The sequence below is a fragment of the Micromonospora sp. WMMD730 genome (assembly GCF_049178955.1).
GTDB classification, from domain to species: Bacteria; Actinomycetota; Actinomycetes; order Mycobacteriales; family Micromonosporaceae; genus Micromonospora; species Micromonospora wenchangensis.
The window spans coordinates 6,618,584-6,636,834 of the sequence record NZ_JBMHML010000002.1; the positions used below are offsets into that span (position 1 = coordinate 6,618,584).

General features: G+C 71.3%; 17 protein-coding genes and 1 tRNA gene. 9 read left to right on the top strand and 9 right to left on the bottom strand.

The genetic code is table 11. From position 1 onward, the window contains the following. Window positions 1–585 precede the first annotated feature (585 nt). The 3 genes from ACN265_RS28155 to ACN265_RS28165 are packed head-to-tail and all read right to left on the bottom strand — an operon-like array spanning window position 586 to window position 3,078. Window positions 586–987 carry a hypothetical protein gene (locus ACN265_RS28155; protein ID WP_357933854.1) on the bottom strand — a complete coding sequence of 134 codons (402 nt, stop codon included), beginning with the start codon at window positions 985–987 and terminating at the stop codon, window positions 586–588. Further along, window positions 974–1,456: a phage tail protein gene (locus ACN265_RS28160; RefSeq protein WP_421410600.1), complete on the bottom strand. Its 483-nt coding sequence runs from the start codon at window positions 1,454–1,456 to the stop codon at window positions 974–976. The genes ACN265_RS28155 and ACN265_RS28160 overlap by 14 nt, the downstream gene beginning before the upstream one ends. Before the next feature lie 56 nt (window positions 1,457–1,512). Further along, window positions 1,513–3,078: a phage tail sheath family protein gene (locus ACN265_RS28165; RefSeq protein ID WP_421410601.1), complete on the bottom strand. Its 1,566-nt coding sequence runs from the start codon at window positions 3,076–3,078 to the stop codon at window positions 1,513–1,515. 179 nt (window positions 3,079–3,257) lie between these two features. Here ACN265_RS28165 and ACN265_RS28170 point away from each other — a divergent pair, with 179 nt between their 5' ends. The 4 genes from ACN265_RS28170 to ACN265_RS28185 all read left to right on the top strand — a co-directional run bounded on the left by ACN265_RS28170 (window position 3,258) and on the right by ACN265_RS28185 (window position 6,494). Continuing rightward, window positions 3,258–3,875 carry a Pvc16 family protein gene (locus ACN265_RS28170; RefSeq protein WP_204928564.1) on the top strand — a complete coding sequence of 206 codons (618 nt, stop codon included), beginning with the start codon at window positions 3,258–3,260 and terminating at the stop codon, window positions 3,873–3,875. 112 nt (window positions 3,876–3,987) lie between these two features. Further along, the gene (locus tag ACN265_RS28175) at window positions 3,988–5,340 is read left to right on the top strand and encodes a hypothetical protein (protein ID WP_204928563.1); all 1,353 of its coding nucleotides are present in this window, start codon (window positions 3,988–3,990) and stop codon (window positions 5,338–5,340) included. Next, window positions 5,337–6,068, top strand: a complete 732-nt coding sequence (locus tag ACN265_RS28180; protein ID WP_421410602.1) for a helix-turn-helix transcriptional regulator — start codon at window positions 5,337–5,339, stop codon at window positions 6,066–6,068. The genes ACN265_RS28175 and ACN265_RS28180 overlap by 4 nt, the downstream gene beginning before the upstream one ends. A 33-nt stretch (window positions 6,069–6,101) precedes the next feature. Next, window positions 6,102–6,494, top strand: a complete 393-nt coding sequence (locus ACN265_RS28185; protein WP_357933843.1) for a PAAR domain-containing protein — start codon at window positions 6,102–6,104, stop codon at window positions 6,492–6,494. Between the two features lie 96 nt (window positions 6,495–6,590). Here ACN265_RS28185 and ACN265_RS28190 read toward each other — a convergent pair whose 3' ends face one another. Then, window positions 6,591–8,282 (bottom strand): choice-of-anchor D domain-containing protein, encoded by a 1,692-nt coding sequence (locus tag ACN265_RS28190; RefSeq protein ID WP_421410603.1) that lies wholly within the window; start codon window positions 8,280–8,282, stop codon window positions 6,591–6,593. Between the two features lie 112 nt (window positions 8,283–8,394). Beyond that, the gene (locus ACN265_RS28195; protein ID WP_204928559.1) at window positions 8,395–9,630 is read right to left on the bottom strand and encodes a hypothetical protein; all 1,236 of its coding nucleotides are present in this window, start codon (window positions 9,628–9,630) and stop codon (window positions 8,395–8,397) included. Between the two features lie 252 nt (window positions 9,631–9,882). Between ACN265_RS28195 and ACN265_RS28200 the strand changes: the two genes are divergently transcribed. Next, window positions 9,883–10,461 carry a hypothetical protein gene (locus ACN265_RS28200; RefSeq protein ID WP_357933837.1) on the top strand — a complete coding sequence of 193 codons (579 nt, stop codon included), beginning with the start codon at window positions 9,883–9,885 and terminating at the stop codon, window positions 10,459–10,461. 41 nt (window positions 10,462–10,502) lie between these two features. Here ACN265_RS28200 and ACN265_RS28205 read toward each other — a convergent pair whose 3' ends face one another. The 3 genes from ACN265_RS28205 to ACN265_RS28215 are packed head-to-tail and all read right to left on the bottom strand — an operon-like array spanning window position 10,503 to window position 12,747. Continuing rightward, complete coding sequence (locus tag ACN265_RS28205) at window positions 10,503–11,465, bottom strand: transporter (protein ID WP_421410604.1); 963 nt, start codon at window positions 11,463–11,465, stop codon at window positions 10,503–10,505. After that, window positions 11,462–12,352 (bottom strand): ABC transporter ATP-binding protein, encoded by an 891-nt coding sequence (locus tag ACN265_RS28210; protein WP_204928556.1) that lies wholly within the window; start codon window positions 12,350–12,352, stop codon window positions 11,462–11,464. The genes ACN265_RS28205 and ACN265_RS28210 overlap by 4 nt, the downstream gene beginning before the upstream one ends. Continuing rightward, window positions 12,349–12,747, bottom strand: a complete 399-nt coding sequence (locus ACN265_RS28215; protein WP_421411671.1) for a GntR family transcriptional regulator — start codon at window positions 12,745–12,747, stop codon at window positions 12,349–12,351. Before ACN265_RS28215 ends, ACN265_RS28210 begins: the two co-directional genes overlap by 4 nt. 245 nt (window positions 12,748–12,992) lie before the next feature. Here ACN265_RS28215 and ACN265_RS28220 point away from each other — a divergent pair, with 245 nt between their 5' ends. The 3 genes from ACN265_RS28220 (at window position 12,993) to ACN265_RS28230 (ending at window position 15,542) form a co-directional block, all read left to right on the top strand. Next, the gene (locus ACN265_RS28220) at window positions 12,993–13,994 is read left to right on the top strand and encodes an NAD-dependent epimerase/dehydratase family protein (RefSeq protein ID WP_421410605.1); all 1,002 of its coding nucleotides are present in this window, start codon (window positions 12,993–12,995) and stop codon (window positions 13,992–13,994) included. 40 nt (window positions 13,995–14,034) lie between these two features. Beyond that, a complete protein-coding gene (locus ACN265_RS28225; protein WP_421410606.1) occupies window positions 14,035–14,859 on the top strand; it encodes an enoyl-CoA hydratase/isomerase family protein in 825 nt (274 codons plus the stop codon). 77 nt (window positions 14,860–14,936) lie between these two features. Beyond that, the gene (locus tag ACN265_RS28230) at window positions 14,937–15,542 is read left to right on the top strand and encodes a TetR/AcrR family transcriptional regulator (protein WP_204928553.1); all 606 of its coding nucleotides are present in this window, start codon (window positions 14,937–14,939) and stop codon (window positions 15,540–15,542) included. A 339-nt stretch (window positions 15,543–15,881) separates the two neighbouring features. Here the strand turns inward: ACN265_RS28230 and ACN265_RS28235 are convergent, their stop codons facing one another. After that, the gene (locus ACN265_RS28235; RefSeq protein WP_204928552.1) at window positions 15,882–17,144 is read right to left on the bottom strand and encodes an ATP-binding protein; all 1,263 of its coding nucleotides are present in this window, start codon (window positions 17,142–17,144) and stop codon (window positions 15,882–15,884) included. A 707-nt stretch (window positions 17,145–17,851) separates the two neighbouring features. Between ACN265_RS28235 and ACN265_RS28240 the strand changes: the two genes are divergently transcribed. Next, a tRNA-Arg gene (locus tag ACN265_RS28240) sits at window positions 17,852–17,927 on the top strand. Window positions 17,928–18,251: the final 324 nt, after the last annotated feature.

The window sequence follows — 18,251 nt, forward strand, 5'->3', positions numbered from 1 at the left end:
ACCGAGGGCCGGACCGTGGTCGGGAGCCGGACCGCCGTCGAGGGCGGGACCGTGGTCGAGGGCGGGACCGTGGCCGCCCGACCGGGTCGGATCGGGTGACGACGGCATTACGGTCGCCGGGCCGGCAACCGGTTGCGGGACTCCCGGCAGATGGCCGCCCGACCAGGGAAACGGCGAAGCGTCGTCCCCGGTCGGCGGGGCCTCGTACGCCACCGGGGCGACCGGCCACCCGGCACCCGGACCGGCCACCCCCGGCCGGACCGGAGCGGGTGACGTCCACCCGGCCGCAGCGGTAGCCGTCCAGCGCGACGGGTCGTCCGTGGCCGTCCCGGGCTGCGGGATGGTCACCATCGCCGAGGCGGGTGCCACGGTCAGCAGGGGCAGGCGGGGCAGGACCGGGTACCGGTCGGTGGACATCCACGACGCGACCGGAACAGGTGCGGGTGCGGGTGCCCCGACCGTCCGGCGGCGACGCGGCCAGAACGGCTGTCCGGGCCGTAACGACCAGGCCATGCCCACCTCCTTCAGATTCCGGTTCGGGTGTACGGCGTCGGGCCGCCCGGGGCTGGGTCAGGATTCGTCGGGTCAGCCGCCGGCCAGGTCCACCGCGAAGCGCCCCCCGCAGCGGGGGCAGGTCACCTCGGCCCCGGTGTGCCCCTGCTGGTTGATCCGCCGATAGAGGTCCTGGAGGAAGGCCAGGTCGGAGGCGAAGAGGTGCTCGATCACGTCGACGTCGACGGCCTGCACCCCGCCGATGCGGGTGACCGTCCGGGCGAGCAGCAGCACGGCGAGGAACGCCGGATTCTGGCGTACCCGGGGATCGCCCTGGGGGGTGATCTCGTCGCGGGCGGTCGCCAGTCGCATGGTGCCCTCGCGGTGCACCCCGCCCCGGTCGTCGACCAGCCCGCGCGGCAGCACGAACGGGTACTCGGTCCGCAGGCCCGCCGCCGGTGCGGCGGCGGGCTCGGCGAGGCTAGATCCGCGCATTGAAGTCGAACAGGTCGTCGCACATCAGCGTCACCGTCTGGTAGACGATGTCGGTGGCCCCGGCCTTGACCCCGCTGACCTCCACCCGCGACGGCCAGGCGTTGGTCATTATGTACGTCAACCGGGCGTCGCCGTTGAGGTCGTCACCGGGGCCGTAGAGCTTCAGGGCGCAGTCCCGGTAGGCGTCGTACATCATGTTGCGCACCTTCTGGTGCCAGAGCCACAGGTCGCCGTTGAGGTCGAGGCCCCGCTTCAGGGTGACCGTCGGCGGCTTGGTCCGACCGAAGTGCCGGGAGAAGATCGGCCCGGTCGTGCCGGCGGCCATGTACTCCGCGTTCTCCACCTCGCTGCTGATCCCGACCAGCTCGGCGAAGTTGATCGCCGACATGCCCGGCACCTCCAGCCGGAAGACGGCGGCACTGATGATCTGGGTGTTCTGCTTCGGGTCCTGGGTACCCTGACCGGCCATGCTCGTTTCTCCTGGTCTCGTCGTCGCTCAGGTCGGGTGCTCGCCGCCGGGGCCGGTCAGTCGCCGGAGCCCTGCGAGAGCTGGGAGAGTCGGAACACCACGAACTCGGCCGGCTTGACCGGGGCGATGCCGATGTCGACGGTGAGGATGCCGGCGTCGAGGTTCTCCGGCGGGTTGTTCTCGGCGTCGCACTTGACGAAGAACGCCTCGGACCAGGTGTCGCCCATGAGCGCGCCGCTGCGCCAGACCCGGCGCAGGAACATCGTGATGACCCGGCGCACCGCGTCCCAGAGGCGCGGGTCGTTGGGCTCGAAGACCACCCAGTTGGTGCCGAGCAGGATCGACTTCTCGATCCAGTTGAACAGTCGCCGGACGTTGAGGTAGCGCCACTCGGCGTCGCTGGACAGCGTCCGTGCGCCCCAGATCCGGATGCCCTGCCCGGGGAAGGCCCGGATGCAGTTGACCCCGATCGGGTTGAGCTGGTCGTGTTCGCCCTTGGTCAGCCCGCTCTCCAGGGCGAGCGCACCCCGGATGATCTCGTTGGCGGGTGCCTTGTGGACGCCCCGGGTGTCGTCGTTGCGGGCCCACACACCGGCGACGTGCCCGCTGGGCGGCATGAAGACCGCCCGGCCCTGCGCCGGGTCCATCACCTTGACCCAGGGCCAGTAGAGGGTGGCGTACTTGGAGTCGTAGCCGGCGACGTCCATCCGCCACTCCTTGAGGCGCTGCGGGTGCAGGCCGGGCGGCGGGTCGAGGATGGCCACCCGGTCACCCATCAGCTCGCAGTGCGCGATCATCGCCAACTGGACGGCCTTGAACGCCTCGTCGTCGATGGCCCCCCGCTGGTGGGCGGCGGCCAGGTCGGGGACGCAGAGCATGGTGATGTCCTCGATCGCCTCCAGCCCGGCGAAGCCGGTCCGGTCGCTGACGTCGCCCACATAGTCCTCGGCGCGTACCCGCAGGTCGCCGGTGCCGGTCGTGGTGGCCGGCAGCGCGGGCGCGGCGAGGGTGATCTCGGCGCCGCGTCGGGGCGGGGCGAGGGTCGCGCCCTTCGCCTCCTCGATCTGGATCAGCTTGGACTGCTGGCGGACGGCGGTGACCACGTTGCCCGCGCCCCGCTTGGTGGTCAGGTTGTCAAACGTCTCGACCGGTTTGCCGGCCTGTTTGACGACGAGCTTGAACGCGTCGTCGCCGCCCTCGGAGGCGTCGGCGACCTCGACCGAGAGGTCCTGGCCGGCGGGGCCGGGCAGCGCCGCCCGGACGGTGAAGGAGAGCCGGCCGTTGTCACCGGCCGCCGGTACGGCCGCAGCCGCGTACGACTCACCGGCGGCTTCGTCGGCGGTGGCGTCCGCCCCGGCACCACCGCCCACCCGGACCACGTACGCGGAGCCGCCCCCGTTGAGGAAGTAGCCGTAGACCGACAGCGGCAGGAAGCTGCCCGCCACGAAACCACCGAAGGTGCGGGTGTACTGCGTCCAGTTCGTGATGAGCGTGGGCTCGTCGACGGGCCCCTTCTCGGCGAAGCCGACGAACGCGGCGACGGCCGTCCCGACCGCCTCGATCGGCCTCGACCCGGAGGAAACCTCCTCCACGTAGACGCCCGGCGACAGATACGTCGGCATCGAACCTCCTGTACGACTGTGTGATGGGGCCGAGCCTGCCAACGCCGACCGCCCGTCAGGGCTGCCCGCCGGGACGCCACCGGGGTAGGCACCACTGCCCCCAAGGGCAACCGATCCGCCCCGACGGCCTGCCCGGCCGCCGCCCGCGCTCCCGTTCGGGCAGCCGGCAGGGTGGACGGATGATCTGGGATGTCGACCTGTCGGTCCGGGCCTGGTTGGGCCACTACCTGCCGGCGGACGTGCCGGTCGTCTTCGACCCGCCGGACCGGTGCGCGCAGCGTGCCGACGGTGACCTGGTCTCGGCGTTCCTGCTGGACGTCGAGGAGGACTCGGCGGGCGTCTCGGCGACCTGGGACGAGCTACGCGACGCCGACGGCCAGCTCGTCGGGCGTCGACCGCCGGGCCGCCGGTACCGGTTCAGCTACCTGTTGACCGCCTGGGCGGCCGACACCGAGCGGGAGCACCGGCTGCTGGGTGACCTGCTGGTGGGCTGCGCGAGCTGCACCGCCCTGCCGTCGGGGTTCCTGACCGGTGCGGTGGCCCGCGCCAACCAGCCGGTGGTGGTGCGCAGCGCGCCCCGGCGGGAGGGGGACGCCGGTTCCGCCTGGGTGGGGTACGGCGGGACCGCCCGGACCGGGTTGCACCTGCAACTGCTCGTGCCGTTCGTGCCCGAGACGCAGACCGACCTGGCTCCGCCGCCGCGCGAGGTCAGCGTGAACAGCGGTGGCGGCCGACCCGCCGGCCCCGGCGGGGTGGCGGGCCGCCGGCCGAGGGGCGGGATCAGCGAGCCGCGCTGACGGCCCGCTGCCCGATCAGGCGTTCCGCTGCCCGTTCAGGTAGCCACGGCTGCCCCTTGGTGTTCCTCGATCGTGGTTCTGCCGGCCGCACCCGCGCGGCCACACTGCCCGCATGAGTGTCGCTGTGGGACTTGTCGAGACCGACCTCACCGTCGCCGCGGGCGGCACGGTCGGCTGCACCGTCCGGGTGCGTAACACCGCCGCCGTCGTCGACCAGTTCACCCTGGACGTGGTCGGCGACGCCGCGCCGTGGGCCGAGGTCGAGCCGGCGACGATGAACCTGCTGCCCGGCACCGAGCAGGAGGCGCGGGTGACGTTCACGCCGCCGCGTGCGGCGACCGTGCCGGCCGGCAGCGTCGACTTCGGGGTACGGGTGCGGGGGCGGGAGAACCCCGAGGGTTCGGTGGTCGAGGAGGGCACCGTCACCGTGCAGCCCTTCGTGGAGCTGGCGACGGAGCTGGTGCCCCGGACCTCCCAGGCGCGTCGCGCCGCCCGGCACCAGCTGGTGATCGACAACACCGGCAACGTCGAGACCACGGTCGAGGTGCTGCCCGCCGACCCGGACCGGTTGCTGACCTTCCGGGTGCTGCCGGCCGCGCCGGTGCTGCGGCCGGGCACCGCCACGTTCGTGAAGCTGCGGGTACGCCCCCGCAAGCGGTTCCTGCTCGGCCCGGACCGCAACCTGCCGTTCCAGGTGGCGGTGACCCGTCCCGACGCCGAGCCGATCACCAGCGACGGCCTGCTGGTGCAGCGGTCCGTCCTGCCGGCCTGGTCGCCCCGGGTGGTGCTGGTGGCCGCCGCGGCGGCGGTGGCCCTGGTGGGGCTCTGGTTCGCGGTGCTCAAGCCCACCGTGCAGTCCACCGCCAAGGAGGCCGCGCAGGTGGAGACCAAGGAGTTGTCCCAGGAGGTGGCCGAGGTGAAAACCCAGGCCAGCGAGGCGGCGCAGACCGCCGAGAAGGCCGAGAAGGTGGCCATCGTCGCCGCCGGTGCCAGCCCGAAACCGAGCGCTGCCCCGAGCCCGACGACCGACACCGGAAAGGGCAACGGCAACGGGCCGGGTGCCCAGGGCGGGACGCTCGACAACGCCGACCCGGAGACCGCCGCCGACTTCCGGGTGGCGACCAGCGCGTCGCCGACCACGGCCAACGAGTTCACCCTCTCCACCTACCGGCCGGCCGAGAAGAAGGTGCTCTGGGTGACCGACATCGTGCTGCAGAATCCGCACGGCGACGCCGGCCTGCTCCAGGTGCGGCGGGGCGACACGGTGCTGCTGGAGACCGGCCTGAACAACTTCCGGGACCTGGACTACCACTTCGTCCAGCCGCTGCGGTTCTCCGCCGGCCAGCCGGTGACGGTCGCGGTGAAGTGCGCGAACCCGGGCACCACGGCGTGCACCCCGGCCGCGTACTTCGCCGGTCAGCTCGTGCCGGTCGCGCCCACCCCGAGCCCCTCCCCCAGCCGATGAGCGACCAGCACGCCGCCGCCCGGCAGGCCCCCGGCCCGCGCTCCGCCGGCCCGGCCCACACCGCCGACCCGGCCGACACCGTCCACCCGGAGCCGGTCCGCGCGGCGGTCCGCTCCCGCGACCCGATCTCCCAGGCCGGGGTGACGGCCCAGCTCGACACCGTCGGGCCGGACGAACCCGCAGGCACCCGCCCGGTCGTGGTGGCCGGCCCCGACGACGACCCGGACATCCTGGTGATCGTCGCCGACACGGTGGACGGGTGGCTGCTGGCCCAGCTCGACGCGTTGACCGGGCGGCCGTCCCCCCGACCGGTGCTGGTGGTGGGGCAGCTCGACGACACCGCCGGCCTGCAGGCGATCGAGGCGGGCGGCCTGAGCCTGGTACGCCGTTCGGAGAGCACCGCCACCCTGCTGCGCGAGGTGGTCCGGGCCGCCGCCCGGGGCGAGGCGAGGCTCCCCACCGACCTGCTCAGCTCGCTGCTGATCCGGGTGGGCCGGGCGCAACGGCAGGTGTTGGCGCCCCGGGGGTTGACCATCCTGCCGCTGTCCCCGCGTCAGCTCGCCGTGCTCCGGATGATCGCCGCCGGGGCGGACATCGCGACGATCGCCCGGGAGCTGTCCTACTCGGAGCGCAGCATCAAGAACATCGTGCACGAGATCACCACCCAGCTCGGTGTCCGTAACCGCACCCAGGCGGTCGCGCACGCCATCCGCGAGGGGCTGATCTGATCCCGTCCCGTCGCTCAGGGGGAGGTTGTCATCGTGGGCGTACCCGCGGCGAAGCTCGGTGACAAGGTGGTCGGCACCGACACGCACATCATCATGGTGCCCTCACCGGCCGGGCCGGTGCCGACACCCACCCCGATGCCGTTCGCCGGGACGATCGCCAACGGGTGCAGCACCGACGTGCTGATCGAGGGCAAGCCGGCCGCCGTCGTCGGCAGCGTCGCGGTGAACGCCCCGCCGCACGTGCCGACCGGTGGGCCGTTCCAGACGCCACCGAACAACCAGGGCACGATCATCGCCGGCAGCCCGCTGGTGCTGATCAACGGCAAGCCGGCGGCCCGGCACGGCGACAAGGTCAACACCTGCAACGATCCCGCGCCGCTGCCGGCCGGCAGCATCGTCGCCACCGGTCAGGTACTGGTCGGCTGAGCGGGCCGCGTGCCCTGGGCGACCCCGCCGGGGGTGGCCCGGGTCCAGTGCGCCCCGGCCGTGGCCCGGGCCCGTGCGCCCCGGCGGGTGGGCCGGTCAGCGGCGGCGGGTGAAGGGGCCCGGCTGGGCGGTCGCCGACTGCACCAGGAACGTACCGCTGGTCACCTGGCCGACCGCCGGCACCGAGGCGAGCGCGGTCCGGGGGCCGGCGAGCCCCTCCTCGAAGACCACCATCGGCACCGCGAACCGGCCGGACGCGTCGGCGACCGCCGTCACCGTGCCGGCGCCGTCGACCCAGCCGACCAGCACCTCGGCACCGGCCGGGAAGCCCTGGCCGAGCGCGGTGACCACCTGGCCGGGACGGCCGACGCCCGGGTTGAACTGCAACGTCGGGCTGCGACCCGAGACGCTCAGCGCCAGCGACTGGGCGGCGACCCCGCCGGTGTCGGTGGCGCTGGCGAGGCTGAGCGTCGACGTCGCCGCGCCGATCGCCCGGGGGGTGGCGGTGAGCGCCATCGTGCAGGATCTGGCGACGGCCAGCACCCCGGCGCAGGTGGAGCCGGTCACCGCGAAGACCGCCGGGAGGGGCTGTTCGGCGAGGGCGGCGGCCACGGTCAGCGGGTAGTCGCCGGTGTTGGTGAGGGTCACCGTCCGGGCCGCCGAGGGCACCCCGAGCGGAGCCTCCCCGAGGTCGAGCGTGGTGGCGTCGGAGTGCAGCACCGGTACGTCGGGTGCCGCGCCGCTGACGGTCACGGTCAGCCGTTCCGGCTCGCCCTGCACGATGCCGTCCACGGACACGACGAGCCGGCAGGCGTACTCCCCGTTGCGGGCTGCGGGGTCGACCGCGACGGCGACGGTGAGGTCGACGGTGCCGCCGCTGTCGACGGTCTGCTCGGCCGGGGTGACGGAGGCCGTGAGCTGCGGGTCGCAGTCGGTGACGTGCGCGGCGACGGTGCTCTGGATGGCACGGATGCCGGCCAGGATGGCGTTGGAGACCTCGGACGGGCCGGCGGCGTTGAGCAGCACGCCCCCGGTCTGCCTGGTGATCTCGGTGTACTGCCCGGTCTGGTCGAGGGAGTAGCTGCCCGGGTTGCCGACGTCCACGGCCACCACCCGCACCCCCCGGGTGGTCAACGCCCCGATGGTGCCGGCGAGGTCGTGGCCGACGCTCGGGTCGTGCGACGGCGCGTCCCCGAAGATCACCACGATCGGGCTGCTCTCGGTCCGCAGGCTGACCGCTCCGGTGGCGACGGCGTGCAGGGCGTTCAGGCCGGCCTCCGGGTCGTCGCCACCGCCCCCGGCGGTCCAGACGTTCACCGCGTCCTGCACCTCGGACGGCACGGCGGTCAGGTCCCGGTTGAGGCGGAAGACGAACTCGTCGCCCTCGTCCCGGAACTCGGCGACCGCGAACCGGGCGTCGGGTTGGACGCCGCTGATGTCGTCGACGATCCGCTTCGCGTTGACCCGGACGTCGTTCAGCGCCGCCTGCATGCTGCCGGTCGTGTCGGCGAGCAGCACCACGTCCGGGCGGGGCGGGATGGTCGCGGTGGTCACCGTGCGGGTGACCACCGCCGAGCCACCCGGGGTCAGCTCGAGGGTCGTCCCGGCGGGTTCGCCGACCAGGGGGGCGACGCCGTCGCCCACGCTGATCCGCAACGCCGGGCCACCGGCCGGTCGCGGTGCCGCGAACAGCCCGGCGTACGCGGCCGGCGGTGCACCGGCCACCAGGAGTGCCAGCACGGCGATCGCCGACGCGGCGCGCAGGGACCGGGACGCTGAGGCTGCCATGGTGGACAGTGAACGCGGCCCGTCCGGGTCGACCGCGACCGTACGGGAAGTCCTGCGGGCAGTCCCGCCTGCCCGTTCGGGCACCGCCCCGGCGCCCCCGCCGGCTGTCACCCTACTGCGGGCGGGCCGACAGCACCCGGACGTCCAGCCCGCCGGAGCAGCGCCGGACGACCGCCGCCACGCTCTGCTCGTGGCTGGTCCGCACCGGGTCGACGGTGAAGTGCGCCTTGCGGCCCCGGCCGTGGCGCACCACGTAGCTCTCGGCCGTGCCACCGGCCCACGGGTCCCCGAACGTCTTGAGCACGTTGTAGATCGGGGTGTCCATGTCGCTCTCGTCGGTGTAGAACATCACCAGGTCCTTGAACTGCACGTAGTGCGCGTACGCCCCGTCGTCGGTCAGGGTGGCGATGATCCCGGTGTTGTGCGCGTTGAGGGCCGAGTCGATCGTCACCGTGATGAAGACGTACTGCGGGAAGACGTGGATGGTCAGCCGGTCGTCCCGGTACATGCGGGGCATCCGCTTCATCGCCGTCCCGATCATGGTGGCGAGTTCGTCCACATCCACGCCCCACGGGCTGACCAGGGCCTGGGTCTGCGCCCAGGAGTAGTGACCGGGCAGGTTCGAGTTGGCCTCCGGGTTCAGCGTGAAGGCCACCCCGATCTTGAACTCGCCGTGCTGCCACTCCGGCGCGTCCTCCCCCTCCACCAGCGGCTGCGCGAACCGGACCGACTTCTCCGGGGCGGGGGGCACCACCAGGTCATCGTCGGACGCGATGTGACCGAACGCCCGGTCGTACCCGGAGTGGTCGTAGCTCTCCTCGTCCTCCTCGTCGCTCTCCTCCTCCTTGCCCCGGCCCTGGTACCGGAGCGCCTCCTCGGCGAGGGCCTGGCAGGACGCCACGAAGGCGGGCATCACCTCGGGGACGGACAGCGCCATGACCGCGGCCTGCTGCACCTCCTCCCGCCAGAGCGCGAACAGCTGCTCGTCGTCGCGCAGCAGCTCGGCCAGCGTGGCGAAGTCCTCGTCGTCCCGGAGTTCGACAGGCACGTCCGGGAACCGTCGGGCGGTCTCCGCCAGCGCGGTGCCCATCGCCCAGTCGTCCCACGGCCGGGGCAGTTGGCGCTCGAACGTGTCCAGCGTCGCCCGCACGTCGTCGCCGTGCCGGTAGGTGACCAGCAGGTACTCCAGGCTGCGGATCAGGTCGTGGCGGTCCGGGTGCATCTGCGCGATCCACCGGCCGAACATCCGGGTGCCGTAGTCGCCGTCGAGGACGGTGGCGAACTCGACAAGCTGGAAGTAGTCCGGGCTCTGCGTGGCATCGTCCCAGTAGTTCTCTTGCCAGGTCATGACCGCTCTTTTCGGATCGGCGACAGTCGACCCGGCCACCCTGTCCCGACCCCGGTCGCCGCGGTACGCGGGCACCGACCGTCTTAGGGGCAGTCCTCCCTGCCCCCGCGGGCAAGCCCACCCGGGGCCGGCGCGGCGGCCCGTCGTCGTCGGGGTCGAGCGCGACGACGGTGCGCCCGGCCGTGGGCACGGCCCGCACCCGGGTGTCCACCCCGGATGACGCGGAAGGTGGTGACAGGCCAACATTCGTCCATGCGAGTCGCTGTCCCACACCACCTGCACGGTCTGCTCCTCCGCGCACCCTGGTGGGAGCGGTCCGTCGCCGCGCTCGGCCTGCTGCTGCTCGTCGACAGCTTCCTCCCCTGGTACCGGTTGAGCTGGACGGTCATCCGGTACGGCAGTGGGCAGGAGACCCACCACGTCAACACGGCCACGGCATGGCACAGCTCGTCGGCCTGGTCGCTGGCCGTGCTCCTCGGCGTCACCGCGGCGGTCGGCCATCTCACCTGCGGTGCCGCCACCACCAGGTGGCGGACGCGGCTGCGCTGGCTGTTCCTGCTCACCGCGACGACGGGTCTGCTCGTGGCAACCGTCTCCTGGCTGGCGATCCCGTCGGTGGACGCGCCGGGCGGGTACGGCTTCGTCGCGGCGGACGAGGTCGCGGGTGGGGTCCGGCTCGGCGACATCGTGCGTGACCGGCTCCACGACAGGGAGGTGAACGTGGCCTGGGGCTTCTACCTCGCGGTGTTCCTCATGATGGCGCTGGTGCTGCTCATGCTCCAGGACATCGTCCGGCGGGCCGACCGCCACGCTGCCACCGTCGCCGGATAGGGCAGCCGCCCTGCGCCGGCGTTCGCCGTGGGCCCGTCCGGTCAGAACGTGGGGCGGCGGATCCGCCAGAAGACCAGTGCCAGCAACAGCACGGCCAGCCCGACGAACGTGACGGTCTCGATGGTCTGGAAGGTCCAGTAGCGTTCGATGGGCTGGTAGACAGCCCAGCGTTGGACGCCGTGGTCGTAGAGGTAGATGGTGGGGTCGCCGCCCGCCTCCCGCGCCCTCCCCTCCATGATCACGGCCTCGAGGCCGGTAATGTGGCGGCCGTCGGCGTCGACGAACCCCTGGTCGAGGATCATGTCCCGGGCGTTGGTGGTGCCGTCGGTGAGGTCGCCCGCTCCCGGCACGAACGCCTGGACGCTCGTGACCGGCGTGCGGAAGTGCGGGCGGATCCAGCCGGCGATGGTGACGCGTACGGCCAGGAACGCCACGAACGCCACGGCGGCGGCCGGCAGGCTGCGGCGCAGCACCGGTCCGGCGGCGACGCCCAGCGCGAACGCGAACAGGGTGTGCGCCATGGGCACGACCCCGGTCAGGTCGAAGCCGGTGATGTCGAACCCGCCCAGCGGGTCGAGTGGCTGCCGGTACCAGGCGACCACCGTCGACAGTCCCGCAGCGAGAAGGACGCTGACGGTGCCGAGCACCAGGATCTTGACGGTCAGCCAGCGCCTGCGGGGCACCGCCTGGGTCCAGGCCAGCTGCCAGGTGCCCGTCTCCAGTTCCCGGGCGAGCAGCGGCGCGCCGAGGAAACCGCCGATCGCGTACGGGACGAAGTTGAGCAGGATCAGCACGGTGGTGCTGTAGCCGTGGTCCTGTTGGAGCCGGGCCAGTGCGGACCGGCAGCCCTCGTCCAGCGGGGGCACCAGGCAGTGTGTCGGGCCCATCGGGAACAGGGCGTGCATCGGCCGGCCGAGGACGAACAGCGCCACGGCGATGACGCCGACGAAGACCGTCAGTGCCAGGACCTCGGTACGGTGCTGACGCCACATCATCCAGGTCATGCGGTCTGCTCCCGGTCTTCGGCGTCGGGGTCGGCGGGTCGGCGCAGGTAGGCCAGCACGAGTTCGTCCAGCCCGACGGGGTTCGCCTGCCAGCCGGGGATGACCGGCGTCGCCGCCTGGCGTACCAGCATGGTGGTGTGCCTGTCGCTGTGGCTGACCTCGATCACCGACGGGTCGCGGTGGTCCGTCCCGACCCGGGGACCGACGAGCAGCCGGTGTTCGGCCAGCAGCGACTCGATGTCGCCGGCGAGCACGACCCGGCCGTGGTTGATCACCACGAGGTGGTCGCAGACCCGTTCCAGTTCGTGGAGGGCGTGGGAGGAGAACAGCACGGTCAGCCGGCTGTCGGCGACCGCGCCCATCAGGGTCCGCTGGAACTCCTGCCGGGCCAGCGGATCCAGGCTGGACAGTGGCTCGTCCAGGACCAGCAGGTCGGGTCGCTTGGCCAGCGCCAGCGTGAGCGCCACCTGGGACTGCTGCCCGCCGGAGAGCGCACCGGCGCGGGCGTGCAGCGGGATGCCCAGCCGGGTCAGGCGTCGCGCGGCCAGCTCGTGGTCGAAGCGCACGTTGCAGGAGCGACCGAAGCGCAGCAGGTCCGCCACGGTGAACTGGCGGTAGAGCGGGTGGTCCTGCGCGAGGAAGCCGATGCGGGTCAGCGCGCGCACAGTGTTGGTGGCGGGCGACTCGCCGAGCACCTCGACCGAGCCGGTGGTGGGCGTGAGCAGCCCGACCGCCAGGCGCAGCAGCGTGGTCTTGCCGGCGCCGTTCGGGCCGACCAGGGCGCTGACGCGGCCGGGGGGCAGCTCCAGGGTGCAGTCGCGCAGGGCCCAGCCCTTGCGGTAACGCTTGCCGAGGTTCTGCGTACGCAGCGCGGGTTGGGTCGTCATGCCGACTGCGCATTCGTCTCGGTCCGGTGGTGGACGCTGGCGGACAGGCCGGCGATCGCCTGATCGTCGAGCCCTGCGGCGTACGCCCTCCGCAGCCAGGTCTGCAGGCCGCTCCGCAGGGAGGTGTAGGTGGCCGGGGGCACCGCAGCCGGCAGCGTGTCGGTGACGAACGTGCCGTGGCCCGGCCGGCCGGTGACGAGGTGCTCCTGCTCCAGTTGGTGGTGTGCCTTCGCCACCGTGTTCGGATCGATGGCCAGCGACTCGACGACCTCCCGGATCAGGGGCAGGCGGTCACCGGGGCGGAGGAAACCCAGCAGGACCGCCTGCTGGACCTGGTGGACCAGCTGCAGGTACGGCGGTACGCCGGAGCCGGTGTCGAGCCGGAAGTGGAACATCGCGCCCTCCTGCTTTACTAGGGGAATAGTAAAGCCGCAGAGCTCGCCCGCCGTCAAACCACACCTTCGCGCCCACGGGCCACCCCCTCTGATGACAAAGTCATCCCAAACCGTTGACGGCGTCATCTCAATTGCCTACGCTGACTGTGATGACGCTGTCATCTTGCAACGCCGGAGCCCTCGGCCTGCAGGAGTCGACATCCGCACCTAATCCAGGGGCGTCACGCAATCGTCGAGGAGCATCGATGAAAGTCTTTCTCACGGGTGGATCCGGCTTCGCCGGAGGAACAATCCTCCGGCGGCTGGTCGACGACGGGCACACGGTGCACGCGCTCGCGCGGTCCACGGCCGCCGCGGACGCGATCACATCGGCCGGCGGGCTCCCGGTCAGCGGTGACCTGTCGGACCTGGTCGCGTCCGGCAGCGCGCCCGGGTGGCTACCGATCCTCGGCGAGGTCGACGCCGTGGTGCACTCGGCGGCCTTCATGGCCTTCTGGGGACCCGACCAGGTCTTCGTCGACCGCAACCTGCTGCCGACCCGCGCCCTCTACGAGGCCGCCGTGGACGCACAGGTCAAGCGATTCGTCCTGGTGTCCGCGGCCAGTGTCTCCACCGGCACCAACCACAACCACACCGTCGACGAGAACTCCGACCCGGGCACGGCGAACATCGCCTACAGCCGCGTGAAGCTCCGCACCGAGCAGGAACTGCTTGCCCTGCCGCACGGGAACACGTCGCTGGTCGTCATCCGGCCGCCGTTCCTGTGGGGCCGGGGCATGACCCACACCCTGCAGGGATTCGTCGACTCCGTCGAGGCCGGCCGATTCTCCTGGATCGACGGAGGACGGCACGTGGTCGACTTCTGCCACGTCGACAACCTCGCCCACATCATCACGCTGGCCCTCGACCGTGGGGATCACGGGTTGGTCTGCTACGTCACCGACGGCAGCCCCCGCCCCGCCCGGAACTTCTTCACCCCTCTGCTGGCGACCCGTGGCATCGACGTCAGCGCGGCCAACAGCGTTCCCCGGGCAGTCGCCTCCCCTCTGGCCACGCTCATGCAGACCGCCGCGAAAGCCCGTCGCCGCACCACCGCACCACCGCTCACCCCGTGGATCGTCTCGTTCATGGGCCGCGACCGCGTCTACGACATCACCCGGGCACGACGTCGGCTTGGCTACCAGCCGGTGATCACCGTGGAAGAAGGACTCCGGCAGATGGCGCACTCCCCCACCCGGGGCCGCTGAACCTCGCGCCTACACCACCCGACCAGCGGAAGGAATCTCCATGAGGCAGTTCACCGTGGTCGACGAGACGTCGAAGGTGCGTCGAGTGACATTCGCCAGTCCACCGTTCAACCTGATCGGCGCGGACACCGTGGCAGAACTGTTCGACGTCGTCGACCGTCTGAGCGGCGAGGAACAGGTCAGCGTCGTCATCTTCGACAGCGCAACGCCGGGGTTCTTCCTCAACCACGTCGACAGCGACCAGATACCGGCCGTCGCGGCCATGGCCGGCAGCGGGCCCCTGCCCGGGTTCGTCGAACTCGGCGTGCGCCTGGCCGCCGCACCGTTCGTCAGCATCGCGTCGATCCGGGGGCGTACCCGTGGTGGCGGCGCGGAGTACACCGCCGCCTTCGACCTGCGCTACGCCAGCCGGGAACAGGCGATCTTCTGCCAGCCCGAGGTCGGCTTCGGTCTGGTCCCCGGTGCCGGCGGCACCGAACGACTGACCCACCTCCTCGGCCGCGACCGGGCCTTGGAGGTACTCCTGACCGGTCAGGACTACGACGCGGACCGCGCCGCACAGTACGGCTGGGCCACCCGGGCGATTCCCGACGCCGAACTCGACGACGTCGTCAACGCTGTGGCCCGGCGTATCGCCAGCTTCGACAGAGACGCCATCACGGCGGTCAAAACCCAGGTGAACCGCTCCACCCTGCCGCCGGAGGAGAACCTGCTGGCGTCGTTCGTCGAGTCCGCCCGATCCGCCACGGGACCTGGCGTCAAGGCTCGCGGGCGGGCCGTCGGCGCACTCGTCGCCCGGATCGGGATCGACGACCTCGAACGAAACCTGGGCCAGCACCTCGGGTCGCTTGCCGAACAGCCGTAGCAACCTCAGGAGCCGGTAGCCACAACCCCTCGCCCACGGTCGGCAAAGGCGTCCTGACCCGGCCATAGGATGAGCGGATGATCCGGGCTGAAACCGCCGCCGCGACACGCCAGGCCCTGCTCGAAGCGGCGGCCGAGCTGCTCGACCACGGCGGCCTCGAAGCCGTGACCCTCCGTGCCGTCGGGGCGCGGGCAGGAGTCACCCGCGGAGCCCCCTACCGGCACTTCCCGGACAAAGAACACCTCATGATCGCGGTCGGCAGCCAGGCCTGGGGCGAACTCGGTGAACGAATCGGCGCCGTCCATCGAGACCCCGACCTCACACCGGCCGCAAAGCTGCGGGCCCTCCTCGCCGCTTTCATCAACCTCGCCCGCCGCCAACCCCATCTCTACCGCCTGATGTTCAGCAGCCCCGCCAGCGATCCCACCGCGTTCGCCCGGGCTGCCCAGCCCACGCAGGACGAGTCCCTTCGGGTAGTCGCCGCCGTGGCCGGCGAACACCACGCCCGGCGGTACGCCGCCCTCCTCCTCGCCAGCGCCGACGGCATCGCCGGCATGGAAATCACCGGCCAGCTCGCCGGCGACAAATGGCAGACCACCGCCGAAGAGCTGATCGACACCCTCGTCACCATGGTCGCCGCGCAAACCCACGGAAGCGCCACGGAAACGGCGGGCAGTTCCTGACACGTTCTCTGCGTCTTTCCCAGGCTGACCTTGCAGGTCGGAGGGGGTGCGGCGGACCCTGAAGCGAGGCTCCAGGCGAGACAGCAGTCGACCAAGATCCGATGCCCCACCGGGGGCCTTGCCCACCTCGGACGTCGGTCGTCGCTCGCGGGGCGGCCCCGGTGGCAACACGTCCTCGTCGCGTCCGATCCTCCGGACGTTGGCCAGGATATCGCGTTCGAGGGTGTCGATCAGTGGCGCGAGACCGCCGATGCAGTCCAGGAACCATGACAGCCGCGTCCCATACGGCCCGTGGCCGTCGCTCTGGCCGGCTGGGAGCGATCTGCGGAGGGAGCGAGGTCAGTCTGCTGGCGGGGTGGAAACCTGCCACAAGGCACTGACTGGTAGAGCGCGAAGTTTGTCGCCGAACGGCAGCGTCGAGGTGCCGGTGTAGAGGACGAGACCGGCGATGAAGTCGTCGCCGAGACGTTCGGCGAGTCGGCGTAGGCCACGGAAGTCGTCGGGCCCGACGGCGGTCGCTGCTTTGACCTCGATCCCGACGACGTGGCCGGATCTGTTTTCGAGCACCGCGTCGACTTCGTACCTGCTCTGGTCGCGGTAGTGGGACAGGTCGACGAACTGTTCGGACCAGGTGAGCTGGCGGGATAGTTCGGATAGGACAAATGATTCGAGTAGTGGCCCGAACGGTGCACCGGGCCGGAGCAGCGTCCGCGCGTCGGTCGCGGTTTCGTTGGCGGCGATGCCGGAGTCGACGAAGATCAGTTTCGGTGCGGCGGTGGTGCGGGTGCCGAGGTTGCGGGACCATCCGGGGATCCGCTTGATCAGGAAGATCTCTTCCAGGGCTTGGAGGTAGCGGGCGATCGTTGGCCGGCTCAGTCCGAGTGCGGATTCGAGGGAGTTGGCGGTGATGATGGTCGCGGATCTGGCCGCGAGAAGGCGTACCAACTTGCGTAGCTCACCCTTGTGCTGGATGTCGGACAGCTGCCGGACATCGCGGTCGATGAGGGCCTGGACGTAGGCGTCGAGGAACCGTTGGCGGCGGCGCGGGTCGGTGCGGGTGGTGGCCTCGGGCAGGCCGCCGCGCACGATCCTGGCCGCGTAGTCGGCGCGGGTCACCTCCGACTCGTGTCGCAGATCCGGACCGAGCGCGAACAGGGCGTCGACGAATCCGTCCGGTGCTCCGTCGAGTTCACCCTGGGAGAACGGCCAGAGCTCGACGGTTTCCATCCGGCCGGGCAGCGCGTCCGGGGCAGCGACCATGCCGAAGAGGCGAGACGAGCCGGTGAGCAGATAACGGCCCGGGCGAGGTTCCTCGTCAACGGCTGCCTTGATGGCCAGCAGCAGCTCCGGAGCGCGTTGAATCTCGTCGATGACCAGGAGTTCGGGCGAGTCCACGAACCCGACCGGATCGGCGATCGCCGCCGCTCGGTCCTGCGCCCGGTCGAGATCACGGCGCTCGGCGAGACGATCGCCGGCGACGATGCGGACCAGCGTGCTCTTGCCTGCCTGGCGCGCTCCGCTGATCAGCACGACGCGGGTGTCGGCCAAGGCGGCGTCGACCTGCGCGGCGGCCCGACGCGGAATCAGATGCGGTGTCGGCACGCCATCATGATAGCTATGGTGGTTTCGATCTGCGATGGAAGTTGCGTTCGATCTGCGGCAAGGGCATGTTCGAATTGCGGAACCTCCGGTGTTCGGATTGCGGGCCTTACCGTCGGTGCCGACCGGTGTGGCGATCGTGGAAGTCACCCCCGACTCCGAGAACAACATCGTCCTCGCACTGTCTCCCGCCACAGAACCCACCGCGCGACAGGTACGCGACGCGCTAGGGCGACTGCACGCCCCAACCGTGCTCACCCAAGTCAATATTCAACCCGTTTACGGTCTTCGATGCCCAAGGCTCCGGGTGTGTCTCCTACGGCGTCGAGGCGTCTGAGCGCCGCTGGTTCGTCAAGACCGCCACAACCGCGCCCATCTGGCGTTCCCTGCTGGGGCCGCCCAGTTCCACGCTGCGGTCCGACACCCGGCGATCGTGCGCCCCGAGCACGTCCTCGACGGGACGACATTGGTCTACCCGCGCGCATCATGATCTTCGACGATGTGCGCGACGTGCGCTCGGCAGCAGATGCCAGCCCGGGTCAACCGGCATCAACGCAGGTGACCAGAGCCGCTCGTGGTCGCAAACGGGGGTTCGTGTGCTCGAGCTGTGGTCCTGGGCTGGGCGAACGGGGGTCCGGGTGCTGCGGGCGGACGTGGGCCACTCCCTGCCACCCCAGGTGAACCCGCAGGTCGCTAGACTAGGCGCTCGCGCCCTCGTAGCTCAGGGGATAGAGCATCGGTTTCCTAAACCGTGTGTCGCAGGTTCGAATCCTGCCGGGGGCACCAGGCCACAGCCTTGATCATCGATAGCTGTTCCGCCTTCCGGCGCTTGCGTGGGCGATCGCCTCGCCACCATCTCCCGACTCGTGTCCAGGTGCTGAGCGACCGCAGGGTCCCGGCCGTCGACGGCACGGGCGTAGTGATGCGTCGTCACACTGGCGTCGGCGTGGCCGGGCCCACGAGCCGCCACTGGGACGCCACGCGAGTCCACGTTCCAGCTCGTGCCGGGCGGCACAGCACGAGCGCTTCACCGAGCGCAGACCGCCGTAGGCCAGCAGCACCAGCGTCCGATCCGGAACCCTCGCACGCGGCGGCGAGCTTGTCGGCCTG

Excerpts from the sequence above, each read along its gene's own strand:
- ACN265_RS28155 (WP_357933854.1), bottom strand. The coding sequence starts at position 987 with ATGCGCGGATCTAGCCTCGCCGAGCCCGCCGCCGCACCGGCGGCGGGC.
- ACN265_RS28200 (WP_357933837.1), top strand. The coding sequence starts at position 9,883 with ATGCGAGTCGCTGTCCCACACCACCTGCACGGTCTGCTCCTCCGCGCA.
- ACN265_RS28215 (WP_421411671.1), bottom strand. The coding sequence starts at position 12,747 with ATGTTCCACTTCCGGCTCGACACCGGCTCCGGCGTACCGCCGTACCTG.
- ACN265_RS28170 (WP_204928564.1), top strand. The coding sequence starts at position 3,258 with ATGATCTGGGATGTCGACCTGTCGGTCCGGGCCTGGTTGGGCCACTAC.
- ACN265_RS28180 (WP_421410602.1), top strand. The coding sequence starts at position 5,337 with ATGAGCGACCAGCACGCCGCCGCCCGGCAGGCCCCCGGCCCGCGCTCC.
- ACN265_RS28160 (WP_421410600.1), bottom strand. The coding sequence starts at position 1,456 with ATGGCCGGTCAGGGTACCCAGGACCCGAAGCAGAACACCCAGATCATC.
- ACN265_RS28230 (WP_204928553.1), top strand. The coding sequence starts at position 14,937 with ATGATCCGGGCTGAAACCGCCGCCGCGACACGCCAGGCCCTGCTCGAA.
- ACN265_RS28210 (WP_204928556.1), bottom strand. The coding sequence starts at position 12,352 with ATGACGACCCAACCCGCGCTGCGTACGCAGAACCTCGGCAAGCGTTAC.
- ACN265_RS28190 (WP_421410603.1), bottom strand. The coding sequence starts at position 8,282 with ATGGCAGCCTCAGCGTCCCGGTCCCTGCGCGCCGCGTCGGCGATCGCC.
- ACN265_RS28225 (WP_421410606.1), top strand. The coding sequence starts at position 14,035 with ATGAGGCAGTTCACCGTGGTCGACGAGACGTCGAAGGTGCGTCGAGTG.
- ACN265_RS28205 (WP_421410604.1), bottom strand. The coding sequence starts at position 11,465 with ATGACCTGGATGATGTGGCGTCAGCACCGTACCGAGGTCCTGGCACTG.
- ACN265_RS28165 (WP_421410601.1), bottom strand. The coding sequence starts at position 3,078 with ATGCCGACGTATCTGTCGCCGGGCGTCTACGTGGAGGAGGTTTCCTCC.
- ACN265_RS28220 (WP_421410605.1), top strand. The coding sequence starts at position 12,993 with ATGAAAGTCTTTCTCACGGGTGGATCCGGCTTCGCCGGAGGAACAATC.
- ACN265_RS28175 (WP_204928563.1), top strand. The coding sequence starts at position 3,988 with ATGAGTGTCGCTGTGGGACTTGTCGAGACCGACCTCACCGTCGCCGCG.
- ACN265_RS28195 (WP_204928559.1), bottom strand. The coding sequence starts at position 9,630 with ATGACCTGGCAAGAGAACTACTGGGACGATGCCACGCAGAGCCCGGAC.